This window comes from Sphingopyxis terrae subsp. terrae NBRC 15098 (assembly GCF_001598815.1).
Lineage (GTDB): Bacteria > Pseudomonadota > Alphaproteobacteria > Sphingomonadales > Sphingomonadaceae > Sphingopyxis > Sphingopyxis terrae.
Genome location: NZ_BCZQ01000018.1, coordinates 32,125 through 46,774, shown reverse-complemented (window position 1 = coordinate 46,774; position 14,650 = coordinate 32,125). Strand labels below are relative to the sequence as shown.

Here is a 14,650-nt window from a genome sequence, read left to right as displayed (position 1 = left end):
CGCCCCCTGCCAAGGCTCTTAGCAGGGGGCGCAGCGCAATCAGGCGATACGCGGCAGTTCGTTGAACTGGTGGAACGGCGGCGGGCTCGACAGCGTCCATTCGAGCGTCGTCGCACCTTCGCCCCACGGGTTGTCGGCGGCCTTCTTGCCCGCGAACAGCGACCAGGCGATGTTCACGAAGAAGAAGATCATGCCGACGGCCATGATCACATAGCCGAACGACGAGATATAGTGCCAATAGGCGAAGGCTTCCGCATAGTCGGGATAGCGGCGCGGCATGCCCTGCTGGCCCAGGAAGTGCTGGGGGAAGAACAGGACGTTCACGCCGATGAAGAAGATCCAGAAGTGCAACTGTCCGAGGAACTCGTTGTACATCCGGCCCGACATCTTCGGGAACCAGTAATAGAAGCCCGCGAACAGCGAGAAGACCGCGCCGAGCGAAAGCACATAGTGGAAGTGCGCGACGACATAATAGGTGTCGTGCAGGTTGGTGTCGACGCCGCCATTGGCGAGCACGACGCCGGTCACGCCGCCCACGGTGAACATGAAGATGAAACCGATCGCCCAGACCATCGGGGTCTTGAAGCTGATCGAACCGCCCCACATTGTCGCGATCCACGAAAAGATCTTGATGCCGGTCGGGACCGCGATGACCATCGTCGCGGCGGTGAAGTACATCTTCAGGTTCACGCTCATGCCGACGGTGAACATGTGGTGCGCCCACACGATGAAGCCGACGACACCGATCGCGACCATGGCGTAGGCCATGCCGAGATAGCCGAACACCGGCTTGCGGCTGAAGGTCGAGATGATCTGGCTGACGATGCCGAAGCCCGGCAGGATCATGATGTACACTTCGGGGTGGCCGAAGAACCAGAAGAGGTGCTGATAGAGCAGCGGATCGCCGCCGCCCGTGGCGTCATAGAAGGTGGTGCCGAAGTTACGGTCGGTCAGCAGCATGGTGATCGCGGCGGCAAGGACCGGCAGCGCGAGCAGCAGCAGGAAGGCGGTGACGAGCACCGACCAGACGAACAGCGGCATCTTGTGCAGGGTCATGCCCGGCGCACGCATGTTGAAGATCGTGGTGATGAAGTTGATCGCACCGAGGATCGACGCCGCACCGGCAAGGTGGAGCGAGAAGATCGCCATGTCGACCGCCGGGCCGACCGACCCGCTGGTCGACAGCGGGGCATAGACGGTCCAGCCGGTGCCGGCGCCGAGGCCGCTGCCGCCCGGAACGAACATCGATCCGCACAGCATGACGAACGCAACCGCCGTCAGCCAGAAGGACACGTTGTTCATGCGCGGAAAGGCCATGTCCGGCGCACCGATCATCAGCGGGACAAACCAGTTGCCGAAGCCGCCGATCATCGCGGGCATGACCATGAAGAAGACCATGATCAGGCCGTGCGCGGTGATCATGACGTTCCAGAAATGCTTGCCCGCGGTCGCGTCCGCCGCGCCACCGAGCATATGCGCCCAGCCCGGAAGATACTGGATCCCGGGTTCGGCGAGTTCGAGACGCATCATCCCCGAAAGCGCACCGCCGACGATGCCGGCGATGATCGCGAAGATCAGGTAAAGCGTGCCGATGTCCTTGTGGTTCGTCGACATGAACCAGCGGACAAAGAAGCTGGGCGTGTCATGGTCGTGGTCGTGCGCATGGTCGTGGCCATGCGCCGGTGCAGTCGCTGCGATATCGGTCATCTGTCGGACCCCCTGATTAATTCTTGGCGGCCGGCGCGGCGGCAGGCGCCGCAGCCGGAGCCGCTGTGGTCGTGTCGGCGGCGGGGACGGTCGTCGCCGGGATCGGGCCGGTCGGCGCCGGGGCGGCCGCGGCGGGCGCTGCCGCGGCGGCGGCCTGGGCGCCGTCGGGATTGCCGCCCTTCGAGCGGACCCACGCCTTCCATTTGTCCATCGGCAGCGCTTCGACCGCGATCGGCATGAAGCCGTGGTCGACGCCGCACAGTTCCGAACACTGGCCGTAATAGACGCCGGGCTTGTCGACGGTGAACGTCGTTTCGTTGGCGCGGCCCGGAACCGCGTCCATCTTGGTCCACAGCGCGGGAACCGCGAAGCTGTGGATCACGTCGGCGCCGGTGATGATCAGCTTCACCTGCTTGCCGACGGGGACGACCATGCGATTATCCACCGCGAGGTGATAGGGCTCGCCGGCGGCAATGGCCTTGTCCTCGGGCAGCATCTTCGAGACATATTCGCCGATACCCTGGTCGGGATAGGCATAGCCCCAATACCATTGATAGCCGGTGACCTTGATCGTCAGCGCATCCTTCTTCGGCGGCTCATATTGTGCCGCGAGCAGGCGGATCGACGGAACCGCGATCACCGCAAGGATCAGGACCGGGATCGCGGTCCAGATGATTTCGATGAAGGTGTTGTGCGTCGTCTTCGACGGCACCGGATTGGCCGAAGCGCGGTAGCGCACGACGACCCACAGCAGCAGGCCAAGCACCAGCAGCGAGATGAAGGTGATGACGGGCAGCAGCATATAATGGTTGAACCAATAAGCGCGCTTGCCGATCGGGCTTTCCTGTTCCTGGAAGTTCCATCCGCCCTCGACCGGCTGACCGATGCCTGCGGTCGGCTTCATCGGCACATAGGTCGCATCGCCGGCCGGCACCGCAGCCTTGTCGCCGGCGGGAGCCGCCGCATCGCTGGTCGCCGCGGCCGGAGTCGCGTTCGTCGTCGCGGCCGGCGCCGCAGCGGGAGCTGCCGCCGGGGCCTGCGCCTGCACCGCGCCCACGGTGCCGAGCGACAAAGCCGCCGCAATTACAAGGGTTTTCAAGCTCTTCATAAGGATAGTGCCGCCCGTTGCCTGTTGCTGTTCTCGATCCCCCAACCTCTCCGTCTCGGCAGCCGGGCACAGGCCCGGACAGCCCGCGAACAGGCTGAAACTCGCCGGGGCTATAGACCCGCTTGCCGCTTGCCTCAAGCATCTCTAACACTATTTTGCAGCACGATAATCTTCGTGCCCGAAACCCGCTCATCCGACGCGGGCGACTTGATGGACAAAAGACCGAACCTCCCATGACTGACGACGAAATTCTGGCCGAATTCCGCGCCGCAGACGCGCTGTTGCAGGGGCATTTCCTGCTCTCTTCGGGGCGCCACAGCGAATATTATCTGCAATGCGCGCGCGTTTTGATGGACACCGAACGCGCCGGACGGCTGGCGATCGCCCTCGCCGCCAAGCTGCCGCGCGACCTGCGCGCGGCGATCGACATGGTCGTTTCGCCTGCGATGGGCGGCGTCATCATCGGCCATGAAATGGGCCGCGCGCTCGGCAAGCCCGCGATCTTCGTCGAACGGCCGACAGGCACCTTCGAACTGCGCCGCGGCTTCGCAATCCCGGCCGGCGCCAAAATCCTGATGGTCGAGGATGTCGTAACCACCGGCCTGTCGTCGCGCGAAGCGATGGAGGCGGTCCGTGCCGCGGGCGGCGACGTGATCGCCGAGGCCGCCCTCGTCGATCGTTCGGCAGGCAGCGTCGACCTTGGCGTTCCCTTCTACCCGCTCGTCGCGATCAATTTTCCGACCTATGCCGAAGGCGAATTGCCGCCCGAACTCGCCGCGACGCCAGCGATGAAGCCGGGGAGCCGCGCGAATTGAGCGCGCCCTCCCCTCGGCGGCTGCGCCTGGGCGTCAACATCGACCATGTCGCGACGATCCGCAACGCGCGCGGCGGCGACCATCCCGATCCGGTCCGCGCGGCCGAGATCGTCGCGGCGGTCGGCGGCGACGGCATCACCGCGCATCTGCGCGAAGACCGCCGCCACATCCGCGATGACGACCTCGCCCGCATCCAGGCCGCGACCGACCTGCCGCTCAACCTCGAAATGGCGGCGACCGACGAGATGCTGGCGATCGCGCTGCGCCACGCGCCGCACGCCGCCTGCATCGTCCCCGAAAAGCGCGAGGAGCGCACGACCGAGGGCGGGCTCGACGCCGCCGGCCAGCACAACCATCTTGCCCCGATCGTGGCGCGCCTGTCCGACGCGGGCATCCGCGTCAGCCTGTTCATCGAACCCGACGCGCGCCAGATCGAGGCGGCGATGCGGCTGAAGGCTCCCGTCGTCGAATTCCACACCGGCCGCTATGCGCATGTCGAGGGCGAGGAACGCGCCGCCGAACTCCTCCGCCTCGCCGACGCCGCCGCGCTCGCGTGGAAGAACGGGATCGAGCCGCACGCCGGCCATGGCCTGACCTATGACAATGTCATCCCTGTCGCTGCCATCCCGCAACTCGCCGAGCTCAACATCGGCCATTATCTGATCGGCGAGGCGATCTTCACCGGGCTCGAAACCGCGGTGCGCCGCATGCGCGACCTGATGGACGAGGCGCGCGGATGAGCGGAGCGCGACAGAGCCTCCCCGGCACGGGGAGGGGGACCATGCGAAGCATGGTGGAGGGGCACCTGCAGTTTGCTTGCCGCCGAGAGGCAGCGCGATGACGCGCCTGCCCCTCCACCGCCTTCGGCGGTCCCCCTCCCCGTGCCGGGGAGGATCGTCATGATCATCGGCCTGGGCTCCGATCTCTGCAGCATCGAACGTATCCAGGCTTCGCTCGACCGTTTCGGCGAGCGTTTCGAACTGCGCGTCTTCACCGAGGTCGAGCGGGCCAAGGCGGCGCGGCGGCCTTTCACCCGCGCCGGCACCTACGCCAAACGCTTCGCCGCGAAAGAGGCTTTTTCCAAAGCGGTCGGCACTGGTTTCAAACGCGGCGTGTTCATGAAGGACATCGGCGTCGTCAATGCCCCTTCGGGCGCGCCGACGCTGGCCCTCACCGGCGGCGCCGCCGAGCGGCTCGCCGCGATGCTGCCCGACGGCCATAGCGCGCGCATCCACCTCACGCTCACCGATGACCATCCCTGGGCGCAGGCGTTCGTCATCATCGAAGCCATCAAGGATTGACCATGGCAAAGAACAAGGCGGCAAAGACCAAGGCCGCGGACGAAGGCAGCATGCTCAAACTGCTGCGCGACATCGTGGTGATCCTGATCCTGGTGCTCGGCATCCATAGCTGCGTCGCCAAGCCCTTTTACATCCCGTCCGATTCGATGATGCCGATCCTGCGCAACGGCGACCGGCTGATCGTCAGCAAATATCCCTATGGCTGGTCCTACGCCTCGGTCAGCTTTCACCTCGCACCCAAGAAGCCGGGGCGCTGGTTCGGCAAGCTGCCCGAACGCGGCGACATCGTCGTGCTCGAACATCCCGTGACGCGCGTCGACTATATCAAGCGCGTCATCGGGCTGCCCGGCGACACGATCGAACTGCGTGGCGGCGCGCTGATCATCAACGGCAAGCCGATCAAGCGCGAGGTGCAGCCGATGCTGTCGGTGCCCGTCGATGCCAATATGCCGGGTTCGGACAGCAGCCTCGGCCGCTTCGTCACCCGCGACGCGGTCGGCAAGGCAGTTCTCGAACTGCCGATCGTGCGCGAGACGCTGCCCGGCGGAGCGACCTTCGACACGATCGACATGGGGCCGGGCTATCTGACCGACGATTACGGGCCGATCACCGTGCCCGCCGACCACCTGTTCCTGATGGGCGACAATCGCGACGGCAGCGCCGACAGCCGCGTGCCGGTCGATCGCAAGGGGCTTGGCGGCCCGGTGCCGTTCGACGCGATTGCCGGCCGGGCGGAGATCATCAGCTTTTCGACCGATGGTACCGCCGAATGGTATAATCCGCTGAGCTGGTTCGAGGCGCTGCGCCCCGGCCGCGCCGGAACCAATCTCCGACCGGAGCGTCAGGCCAGCAAGAACTGAGGCGCAAGAGCGGGGAAGCGAAGCGATGGCCGACAAGGAAACGCGGATCGAAGCCCCCGGCCCGACCGAGATCCGCAGCCAGCTCGTTCGCACCGAACTGCTCAAGGCCAGCGTGTGGCTCGGCGTCGCGCTGCTCGTCGGCGTCTGCGTCATCCTGATCCAGCCCATTCTGCTGATCTTTGCCGGTATCGTGATGGCGGCGATGCTCGATGGCGGCACCCGCCTCCTTGGCCGCGTGCTGCCGATCGGACGCGGCTGGCGCCTGCTGATCATCTGCCTGTCGCTCGTCGCCTTTCTTGCCTGGACCGTGATGTTCGCAGGTTCACAGATCGCTGATCAAGCGGCGACACTGCAAAAGGTGATCATGAGCCAGGTCGAGCGCGCCGCCAACTGGGCGAGCGAGCATGGCATGGGCACGATCGACATCGACACCAAGACGATTACCGAGAATCTCGCGGGCACCGTCGGGCGCGTCACCGCGGCGGTCGGGTCGGTGCTCGGCGCGCTCACCAGCCTCGTCATGGTCGTCGTGCTCGGCATCTTCATTGCGATCGAACCGCGACTCTATGAACGCGGCATCGCCTGGCTGTTGCCGATGAAGAACCGCGACGACTTCTACGTGACGACCGCGCGCATGGCCTTCACGCTGCGCCGCCTGATGGCGGGGCGGCTGCTCGGCATGGCGGTCGAGGGTGTCGGCACCTGGCTTGCTTGTATGGCGGTGGGAATACCGATGGCGGCGCTCATGGGGCTGCTCACCGGCCTGCTTGCCTTCATCCCCAACATCGGTGCGATCGTGTCGGGCGTGCTGCTCGTTCTCGTGGGCTTTTCGGCGGGCACCGATACGGGCCTGTGGGCGATCGGCATCTATTTTTTCGTGCAGACCGTCGACGGCTATCTCATCGTCCCAATGGTCGCGAAGCAGACGGTCGACCTTGCCCCGGCGCTCGTCCTCGGCGCGCAAATCCTGCTCGGCACCTTGCTCGGTATCATGGGGCTGTTCCTCGCCGACCCGATCGTCGCGATGATCAAGGTCGCACTGGAGCGCGAGGCCGAGCGGAACGCGGGCGCCGCCCCCAAGAAAAAAGCGGCGGCGAGCGCCTAGCTCACCGCCGCTTCTTCAAAACGGAAAATCCCGATCAGGGCTGCGGCGCAGCGCCCGGCGCTCCGGGTGCGCCGCCGGGGGCGCCCTGCATCATCTGTTGCTGCTGCATCATCTGCTGCATCGCGCGCACTTCGGCTTCGCTGCGGAAGTCGATCAGTTCGATGTCGAAGTGCAAGGTGCTGTTCGCGGGGATGGGCCCGGCGGCGCGGTCGCCATACCCCAGCGCCGGCGGAATCACGACCTTGTACTTGCCGCCCTTCTTCATGCGGGTCAGCGCATCGGCAAAGCCGGGGACGACCTGCGATACCTGGAGCGGCGCCTGTTCGTTCGAATCGAACACGGTGCCGTCGTCGAGCTTGCCTTCATATTTGATGAGGACGATGTCGGCTTTGGTCGGGCTCGGCCCGCTGCCTTCCTTGACGACCTCGAAGCCGATCCGCGGCGTGTGCGTCAGGGCGAACGCGACGCCGATGCCCAGCAGCGCGATCAGGCCGATCCACAGCAGCCACAGCCCGCCCTTGCTCACCGGGCGCAATGGAACCGTCGTTACGCTCATGCTCTTGTCCTTCCCCTGCCCGTTCGGGCGAAAACATCGGCGAAGCCTATAGGCGGTGCGGTGCGCGAGGGTCCAGCGAGAAGTTGCGCCGCCCCGTTCAGCCGGTTCCATAGAAGCGCGCCAGCCGATCGAGCGCCAGCGTCAAAACCAGCTTGCCCGATCGCGACGGCCATCCCAGCGCCTTTTCGGCGCCGCCGATCCCCTCACCCGCACAAATCACGCGCCAGCAGATGTCGGCCAATCCCGGCCCGACATGCTCCACCGCAGCGTGGAAGCGTCGATGCGCGTCGATGCGCGCCAGCGAAGCGTCGGCGGCGCGGGCGCCTCCGCGGCTTTTCGACGGCGGCGCCGCGTCCCAGCGCATCGTCACCCGTCCCGCCAGCCCTGCCCGCTCATAATCGGTCCGCAGCCGCTCGCCGGCGCGATACTGCGCGTCCGAGACCATCCCGCGCGCCGCGAGCCATGCCAGCGGACTTTCCGCGACATTGACGGTGACATGCCGCATCACCTGCGGGCCCGCCCTGCCGGGATCAACCCGATCGTCGGGATGCAGGCGGGTTACGAAATGGCGCGTCGTCATGCGATTCTCCTTGCTGGGAGTGTCGGCTTGACATTGGATTATTTTGTAGGAAAGAAGAAACCGATTTGGTTATCGGAGGTTCGTCATGATCAACAGCATCCGCGCCGTGCGCCGCGCCAAGGGACTGACGCTCGAAGAGGTTGCGCAGCGCTGCGACCCGCCGACGACCGCCCAGACGATCGGACGCCTCGAAACGGGAACGCGCAATCTGTCGCTCGGCTGGATGAACCGCATCGCCAAGGCGCTCGGCGTCGATGCTGCCGATCTCGTCCAACTGCCGCAGGATACCCAGCTTGCGATTACCGCGCTGCTCGGCGCCGATGGCGCCCATGCGCCGACGCGCGTCGAACAGGCGCTGACCGCGCGTCCGACCGAGGACATGATCGCCATGCGCGTCACCTCGTCGATCGGCGACTATCGCGCGGGCGACGAGATATGGTGCCGCAAGGTCGAGGGCGACTGGACCAGCGCACTCAATCGCGACCTGCTTGTGCCGCGCCCCGCCGGTCGTTTCATCTTTGCGCGGCTGCTCAACATCGATGGCGAAAAGCTGCACCTGCTGCCGCTTGGAGCCGGTCAGCGCCAGCAGGTGGTGAGCAACCCGCCATGGGCCGCGGTCGCGGTCCGCCTCATCCGGACGCTTTGATGGCGCGATGAGGCGGAAATGAAGCCCCTTCGCATCCTGTCGATCGCCACGCTCTTTCCCGATGCGGCGCGCCCCAATTTCGGCCTTTTCGTCGAAAAGAGCCTGCTTGCGCTCGCCGCGCAGCCGGGCGTCATGCTGACCGTCGTCGCTCCCGTCGGCCTTCCGCCCTTCCCGCTTTCGCTCCACCCGCGATACCGGGCGCTGCGCCAGCTACCGCACCGCGAGGCGTGGCGGGGCCTCACCGTCCATCGGCCGCGCTTCACGCTGATTCCGAAATTCGGCGCAGCGCGCAATCCGGCGGCGATCGCGCGCGCCGTGTTGCCGATTGCGCGGCAAGGCGGCTTCGATGTCGTCGATGCCCAATTCTTCTATCCCGACGGTCCCGCCGCAATGCGTATCGCGGACGCCTTCGGCCGTCCCTTTTCGATCAAGGCGCGCGGCGCCGACATCAGCCATTTCGGCCACGATCCGGCGACTCGCCCGCAACTGCTCGCCGCCGCCGAGCGCGCCGCCGGATTGCTCGCCGTGTCGGAGGCGATGCGCGGCGACATGGCGGCGATCGGCATCGATGCGGGCAAGACGATGGTCCACTATACGGGCATCGACACCATGCGCTTTCATCCCGGCGACCGCACCGCGGCCCGCGCGGCGCTCGGCATGGGGGACGCGCCCGCGATCGCGACCGTCGGCGCGCTGATCCCCCGCAAGGGCCAGGCGCTCGTCATCGAAGCGCTGCCTACCTTGCCGGGGGTCCACTATTGGCTGGCGGGTGCGGGCGAAGAGGAAGCGCGATATCGCGCCCTGGCGCAGCGGATCGGCGTCTCCGACCGGGTTCACCTGATGGGGCCCGTCGCCAACGCCGACTTGCCGCAGCTCTATCGCGCGGTCGATGCCGTGGCCATGCCGTCGGTCAGCGAGGGGCTCGCGAATGCGTGGGTCGAGGCGCTTGCCTGCGGCACCCCGATCGTCATCAGCGATGCCGGCGGCGCGGCCGAACTGGTGACGTCGCCGGCGGCAGGACGGATCGTCGAACGCACGCCAGCGGCCATAGCCGATGCGGTGCGCGCGCTATTGGCGGCGCCCGCTGCGCCGGATGCGGTCGCGGCGAGCCTTGCCGGCCGCTTCGACTGGGACCGCAACGGCCGCGAGCTGGCGGAGCATCTCCGTCGCTGCGCGGGCTGCTGAGCGATCAGACGACCGCGCCGTCGTCGTCCTCTTTGCTGGTCACGCGCTCGGCGCCCTGCGTCGCGGCGCTGGTCCGCGGCACGAAACTGTCGGGACCGACCTTCAGCCACACCAGGATCGGCGCCGACATATAGATCGACGAATAGGTGCCGACGAAAATGCCGAGCAGCATTGCAGCGGTAAAGCCGAAGATCACGTCCGGCCCGACCCACAGCAGCACCGCGAGCGCGATCAGCATCGTGAAGCTGGTCATCACCGTGCGCGCCAGCGTCTCGTTGATGCTGAGGTCGAGCAGCGGGATGATCTCCATCTTGCGATATTTCTTCAGATTTTCGCGGATGCGGTCATAGACCACGATCGTATCGTTCAGCGAATAGCCGATGATCGTCAGCAGCGCGGCCACGATGTTAAGGTCGAACTGCATCTGCGTCAGCGCGAAGAAACCGAAGGTCAGCATGACGTCGTGGAACAGCGCGAACAGCGCCCCGACCCCGAACTGCCATTCGAAGCGGATCCAGATGTAGATCGAAATCGCGATCATCGCGAGCGCGAGGCTGAGTGCACCGGTGCGCAGCAACTCGCCCGATACCTTGCCCGACACGGTTTCGACCGACCCGGTCTTGGCGGTCGGAAACGCCTTGTGGATGCCGTCGACAAGCTGCTTGCCCGCCCGGTCGGCGGCCGCCTTGTCGCCTTCGGGCAGCGCGGTACGGATCGACACCGCCTGGTCGGACCCGAATTGCTGGATCGTCGCTTCGCCGAGGCCGATATTGTCGACCTTTTCGCGGATCTCGTCGATCTTGGGCATGGTGCCCGAAAATTCGACGCGCACCGACTGGCCGCCGACGAAATCGACGCCAAGGTTCAGCCCGCGCACCGCGACCAGCACGATCGACGCGACGATCATCAGAAAGCTGATCCCCATGGCGATGTTGCGCCACTTGAGGAAATGGATGTTGGTGTCTTCGGGGACGAGTTTCAGCAGACGCATGGGTTCGGTCCCTCTATCAAATATTCAGCGACGCCGGACGCGTCTTGTGCAGCCAGTGCGCGGCGAACATGCGGGTCACGGTAACCGCGGTGAAGACGCTGGTCACGATGCCGATGGTCAGCACGACCGCGAAGCCCTTGATCGGCCCGGTGCCGAACCAGAACATCAGCGCGGCGGCAATGACGTTGGTGATATTGGCGTCGAAAATCGCGCGGCTGGCTTCCTTGTAGCCCAGCTCGACCGCCTGAAAGACGCGTCGCCCGCGTTTCAACTCTTCGCGGATACGTTCGTTGATCAGCACGTTGGCGTCGACCGCGGCGCCGATCGTAAGCACGAAACCCGCGATACCCGGCAGCGTCAGCGTGGCATTGAACGCCGCCATGATCGCGACGATCAGGAAGATGTTAAAGAAGAGCGCGACGTTCGCGTAGATGCCGAAGCGGCCATAGACGACGATCATGAACGCCAGCACCGCGACCGTCGCGATGATCCCGGCGATCGCGCCCTTGCGGATCGAATCGGCGCCGAGCTCGGGCGTCACCGTCCGCTCTTCGACGACCGCCATCTTGACGGGCAGCGCGCCCGATCGCAGCGAAATCGCCAGCGCATTTGCGCTTGCGACAGTGAAATTGCCCGAAATCTGCGCGCTACCGCCCAGGATCGGCTCGTTGATCGACGGCGCCGACAGCACCCGGCCGTCGAGCACCATGGCAAAGCGCTTGCCGACATTCTGCGCCGTCACCTTGGCAAAGGTCGCCGACCCGCCCGAATCGAAGCGGATGGTGACGACCGGCAGGCCGCTCTGCGGATCATAGCTCTGTTTGGCGTCGATAAGCTGGTCGCCGCTGATCATGACCTGGCGGCGCAACACTTCGAACGGCACACCATTGCCGGCGTCAGGCGAATAGGGAACGACCTCGCTGCCGACCGGGACGCGGCCCGCGGCGACTTCGTTGGGATCGGCATTGGTATCGACCATGCGGAATTCGAGCCGCGCGGTCTTGCCGATCAAATCCTTCAATTGCTGCGGGTCTTGAAGCCCCGGCACCTGCACGACGATGCGGTCGTCGCCCTGACGGATGATCGTCGGCTCGCGTGTGCCGAGCGCGTTGACGCGCTTGTCGATGATGTCGCGGGCGGTATCCATCGCACGGCTGATCGCCTGCGCCTGCCCCGCCTTGGTCGGCGTCATCACGATGCGCGTCGTATCGACGACATCGATCGTCCAGTCGCGCTGGCCGGTCAGCCCCGCACCCTGCGTCTCGCGGAATAGCCGCTCGCGCGCTTCGTCGAGCTGCGCCTGATCGCGGACCAGAAAGCTGATCTTGCCGCCCGCGGTCGACAATTCGCCGATCGCAATGTCGTCGTCGGGCCCACGCTCGCCGCGCATCGCGGTGCGCACGGTCTTTTCCATATTGGCAAGCTGCGTCTTCTGGAGGTCGCCAAGATCGGCCTCGAGCAGCAAGTGGCTGCCCCCGGCAAGGTCGAGGCCCAGATTGACCTTCATCTGCGCGAAGGACGGCAGGCTTTCGAACTGCTTTTGGGGAAGGAAGCTGGGAATGGAAAAGATGACACCAAGCGCCAGGATGACGCTGATGCCAATGACTTTCCAGCGCGGGAAATCGAGCATGACGGGGTTCCGATGGTCTGGGCGGCGCCGGTTCCCCGACGCCGGCGCGTCAGTCGTTGGCGGGCTTGGCGCCCGGCTGGAGGACGTCGGAGATCGTCGACTTCACGATCTTGATCTTCACGCCCTGGGCGATTTCGACATCGGCGAAGTCATCGTCGACGCGCGTCACCTTGCCGACGATCCCGCCGCCGGTGACCACCTGATCGCGCGGCTTCACCGATGCGATCTTGGCGCGATGCTCCTTCATGCGCACCTGTTGCGGGCGGATGAGGAAGAACCAGAATACGACGAAGATCAGCAGATAGGGCACCAGCATGATGAAGCCGGCTGCCCCGCCCCCCGATCCGGCCGCCTGGGTCAGAAGCAATTGGGTCGACATGAATGAAAGACTTTCCGTTACCGTGGCGCGGCCTTTCCCCATGGAAGGACCACGCAAAAATAAGCGCGGCGCCTATCACGCAGGGGCGTCCCGCGCAACCGTCGCTGCGCCCCTCCCCCACGGCAAGCCCCCGCCAGATGGGGTCGACGACGGCGCGATCAAGCCCGCCGAAAGAAACACCGCCAAATGGCCATCGCCGCTTGCATCGCCAGCAAAGCCGCGCTAGGGGCCTCGCCTGCCCGAAAGGGCCGGTCGGGACGTAGCGCAGCCTGGTAGCGCATCACACTGGGGGTGTGGGGGTCGGAGGTTCGAATCCTCTCGTCCCGACCAATTTTACCGCAAAACCATATCGCAAAGCGCTCAGCGCAGCTGCGCGCTATTGCCCCGCCCGCGGGAACCAGCGCGCGACGCCGCGAGTATGCGACGGTTATGCACCCCTCGCTTCCCTTGGTCGGACTCTTGGTCAACCGCCGTTCGGCAGTCGCCTTCCCCATGAAGGGCCCGCCACTCGGGACGGCGGCGCGATGACCCGCGTGTCCGAGCCTTCGGTCACCCAGCATCGCGATCTGCGAACGGGGCGCCCGATCTGGCTCCGCCACCATCGCCTCCCGCTCGCAATCAAAGAGCTTGCGCGATCGCTGCGCTGCGACGTGGTGATCGTCGGCGCGGGCATATCGGGCGCGCTGATTGCAGAGACGCTCAGCGACGCCGGGCTCGACGTGGTGGTCGTGGATCGTCGCGGCCCCGCCGCAGGATCGACCGCCGCGTCGACCGCGATGCTGCAATATGAGATCGACCTCCCCCTCTCGCAAATGGCCGGGCGGATCGGCACGGAACGCGCAACGCGGATCTGGCGCCGCTCGCGGCTGGCGGTCGACGCCTTGCGCGAACGAACCGAACGCCTCGGCCTCGTTGTCAGCGCTGCCACGCGCTCGACGCTGTATCTTGACGGCAATATTCTCGACCCGGCCGCGCTCGCCGTCGAAGCGAATGTCCGGCGCAAAGCGGGTTTCGAGGTCGAATATATCGGCCCCGCTGAGGTCGAGCGACGCTACGGGATCGGCAGGCGCCACGCGATCGTCGGCTACGGCAATTATTCGGCCGATCCGCGGCGCCTGGCGGCGGCCTATCTGCAAGTCGCACAACAGCACGGGATGCGCCTCTACGCGCCTGCCGAGGTGATCGGCGTGGAGAGCGACGACAGCGGCGTCCAACTGCAGATCGACGGCGGGGCTACGATAAGCGCGGCGCACGCCATTTTCGCAACCGGCTACGAGATGCTGAAAGGCATCCCGAAAAAGGGAAATTACATTATGTCGACCTGGTCGATCGCAACGCGTCCGCAACCGCAGCGGATCTGGCGCGACGCGGCCATGATATGGGAGGCGTCCGACCCCTATCTCTACATTCGCACGACCCCTGACGGCTGCGTCATCTGCGGCGGGGAAGACGAGGATATTTCGGATGCGCCGGCGCGCGACGCGAAGATTGCGGACAAGGCGAAAACGCTCGCCCGCAAGCTCGGGGCGCTGCTTCCCGCGATAGACCCCACGCCCGCTTATGCCTGGGCCGGAAGCTTCGGTAACAGCCCGCTCGGTATTCCGACGGTGGGACGCATACCGCGCATGCCCAATTGCTATGCGGCGATGGGTTATGGCGGCAACGGGATCACTTTCTCGATGATGGCGGCGCAGATACTGCGCAGCGCCCTTTGCGGCGATCGCGATCCCGACGCCGACCTGTTCAGCTTCCACCGGTCTTTTTGAACGCCCGCACCCGCACCGCTT

Annotated in this window: 15 protein-coding genes and 1 tRNA gene; 9 read left to right on the top strand and 7 right to left on the bottom strand. The window is 65.7% G+C overall.

Features of this window, described 5'->3' with window-relative positions; all coding sequences use genetic code 11:
* Positions 1–39 precede the first annotated feature (39 nt).
* Both ctaD and coxB read right to left on the bottom strand, forming a co-directional pair.
* On the bottom strand, positions 40–1,707 hold the full coding sequence (gene ctaD, locus STE01S_RS11720) for a cytochrome c oxidase subunit I (protein WP_003050220.1): 1,668 nt from the start codon (positions 1,705–1,707) through the stop codon (positions 40–42).
* Positions 1,708–1,723: 16 nt separating this feature from the next.
* Positions 1,724–2,815, bottom strand: a complete 1,092-nt coding sequence (coxB, locus tag STE01S_RS11715; RefSeq protein ID WP_062767841.1) for a cytochrome c oxidase subunit II — start codon at positions 2,813–2,815, stop codon at positions 1,724–1,726.
* A 233-nt stretch (positions 2,816–3,048) separates the two neighbouring features.
* Here coxB and pyrE point away from each other — a divergent pair, with 233 nt between their 5' ends.
* From pyrE to STE01S_RS11690, 5 genes are all read left to right on the top strand, one after another.
* Positions 3,049–3,630, top strand: a complete 582-nt coding sequence (gene pyrE, locus STE01S_RS11710; protein ID WP_062767839.1) for an orotate phosphoribosyltransferase — start codon at positions 3,049–3,051, stop codon at positions 3,628–3,630.
* On the top strand, positions 3,627–4,370 hold the full coding sequence (locus tag STE01S_RS11705) for a pyridoxine 5'-phosphate synthase (protein ID WP_062767837.1): 744 nt from the start codon (positions 3,627–3,629) through the stop codon (positions 4,368–4,370). Before pyrE ends, STE01S_RS11705 begins: the two co-directional genes overlap by 4 nt.
* Positions 4,371–4,529: 159 nt before the next feature.
* Entirely contained in the window at positions 4,530–4,931 is a 402-nt protein-coding gene (gene acpS / locus STE01S_RS11700; protein WP_003050214.1) for a holo-ACP synthase, read from the top strand.
* Between the two features lie 2 nt (positions 4,932–4,933).
* Positions 4,934–5,791, top strand: coding sequence for a signal peptidase I (gene lepB / locus STE01S_RS11695; protein WP_003050212.1), 858 nt, complete (start codon positions 4,934–4,936; stop codon positions 5,789–5,791).
* 25 nt (positions 5,792–5,816) lie between these two features.
* Complete coding sequence (locus tag STE01S_RS11690) at positions 5,817–6,896, top strand: AI-2E family transporter (RefSeq protein WP_062767835.1); 1,080 nt, start codon at positions 5,817–5,819, stop codon at positions 6,894–6,896.
* Between the two features lie 34 nt (positions 6,897–6,930).
* Here STE01S_RS11690 and STE01S_RS11685 read toward each other — a convergent pair whose 3' ends face one another.
* Complete coding sequence (locus STE01S_RS11685) at positions 6,931–7,452, bottom strand: FKBP-type peptidyl-prolyl cis-trans isomerase (RefSeq protein WP_062767833.1); 522 nt, start codon at positions 7,450–7,452, stop codon at positions 6,931–6,933.
* 97 nt (positions 7,453–7,549) lie between these two features.
* Positions 7,550–8,032, bottom strand: coding sequence for a DUF6456 domain-containing protein (locus STE01S_RS11680; protein ID WP_062767831.1), 483 nt, complete (start codon positions 8,030–8,032; stop codon positions 7,550–7,552).
* 85 nt (positions 8,033–8,117) lie between these two features.
* Between STE01S_RS11680 and STE01S_RS11675 the strand changes: the two genes are divergently transcribed.
* Positions 8,118–8,678 carry a helix-turn-helix domain-containing protein gene (locus STE01S_RS11675; protein WP_062767829.1) on the top strand — a complete coding sequence of 187 codons (561 nt, stop codon included), beginning with the start codon at positions 8,118–8,120 and terminating at the stop codon, positions 8,676–8,678.
* 18 nt (positions 8,679–8,696) lie between these two features.
* Complete coding sequence (locus tag STE01S_RS11670; RefSeq protein WP_062767827.1) at positions 8,697–9,863, top strand: glycosyltransferase; 1,167 nt, start codon at positions 8,697–8,699, stop codon at positions 9,861–9,863.
* 4 nt (positions 9,864–9,867) lie between these two features.
* Here STE01S_RS11670 and secF read toward each other — a convergent pair whose 3' ends face one another.
* From secF to yajC, 3 genes are read right to left on the bottom strand one after another with little or no spacing between them, the layout of a single operon-like run.
* On the bottom strand, positions 9,868–10,854 hold the full coding sequence (secF, locus tag STE01S_RS11665; protein ID WP_003050202.1) for a protein translocase subunit SecF: 987 nt from the start codon (positions 10,852–10,854) through the stop codon (positions 9,868–9,870).
* Between the two features lie 16 nt (positions 10,855–10,870).
* A complete protein-coding gene (gene secD / locus STE01S_RS11660) occupies positions 10,871–12,484 on the bottom strand; it encodes a protein translocase subunit SecD (protein ID WP_062767825.1) in 1,614 nt (537 codons plus the stop codon).
* A 49-nt stretch (positions 12,485–12,533) separates the two neighbouring features.
* Positions 12,534–12,863 (bottom strand): preprotein translocase subunit YajC, encoded by a 330-nt coding sequence (yajC, locus tag STE01S_RS11655; protein WP_003050198.1) that lies wholly within the window; start codon positions 12,861–12,863, stop codon positions 12,534–12,536.
* Between the two features lie 253 nt (positions 12,864–13,116).
* Between yajC and STE01S_RS11645 the strand changes: the two genes are divergently transcribed.
* Together STE01S_RS11645 and STE01S_RS11640 are read left to right on the top strand one after the other, a co-directional pair.
* Positions 13,117–13,193 (top strand) — tRNA-Pro (locus STE01S_RS11645).
* A 194-nt stretch (positions 13,194–13,387) separates the two neighbouring features.
* Complete coding sequence (locus STE01S_RS11640; protein WP_062767821.1) at positions 13,388–14,629, top strand: NAD(P)/FAD-dependent oxidoreductase; 1,242 nt, start codon at positions 13,388–13,390, stop codon at positions 14,627–14,629.
* Positions 14,630–14,650: the final 21 nt, after the last annotated feature.

Coding starts and splice junctions, on each gene's coding strand:
- ctaD (WP_003050220.1), bottom strand. CDS start 1,707: ATGACCGATATCGCAGCGACTGCACCGGCGCATGGCCACGACCATGCG.
- coxB (WP_062767841.1), bottom strand. CDS start 2,815: ATGAAGAGCTTGAAAACCCTTGTAATTGCGGCGGCTTTGTCGCTCGGC.
- pyrE (WP_062767839.1), top strand. CDS start 3,049: ATGACTGACGACGAAATTCTGGCCGAATTCCGCGCCGCAGACGCGCTG.
- acpS (WP_003050214.1), top strand. CDS start 4,530: ATGATCATCGGCCTGGGCTCCGATCTCTGCAGCATCGAACGTATCCAG.
- lepB (WP_003050212.1), top strand. CDS start 4,934: ATGGCAAAGAACAAGGCGGCAAAGACCAAGGCCGCGGACGAAGGCAGC.
- STE01S_RS11690 (WP_062767835.1), top strand. CDS start 5,817: ATGGCCGACAAGGAAACGCGGATCGAAGCCCCCGGCCCGACCGAGATC.
- STE01S_RS11685 (WP_062767833.1), bottom strand. CDS start 7,452: ATGAGCGTAACGACGGTTCCATTGCGCCCGGTGAGCAAGGGCGGGCTG.
- STE01S_RS11680 (WP_062767831.1), bottom strand. CDS start 8,032: ATGACGACGCGCCATTTCGTAACCCGCCTGCATCCCGACGATCGGGTT.
- STE01S_RS11675 (WP_062767829.1), top strand. CDS start 8,118: ATGATCAACAGCATCCGCGCCGTGCGCCGCGCCAAGGGACTGACGCTC.
- STE01S_RS11670 (WP_062767827.1), top strand. CDS start 8,697: ATGAAGCCCCTTCGCATCCTGTCGATCGCCACGCTCTTTCCCGATGCG.
- secF (WP_003050202.1), bottom strand. CDS start 10,854: ATGCGTCTGCTGAAACTCGTCCCCGAAGACACCAACATCCATTTCCTC.
- secD (WP_062767825.1), bottom strand. CDS start 12,484: ATGCTCGATTTCCCGCGCTGGAAAGTCATTGGCATCAGCGTCATCCTG.
- yajC (WP_003050198.1), bottom strand. CDS start 12,863: ATGTCGACCCAATTGCTTCTGACCCAGGCGGCCGGATCGGGGGGCGGG.
- STE01S_RS11640 (WP_062767821.1), top strand. CDS start 13,388: ATGACCCGCGTGTCCGAGCCTTCGGTCACCCAGCATCGCGATCTGCGA.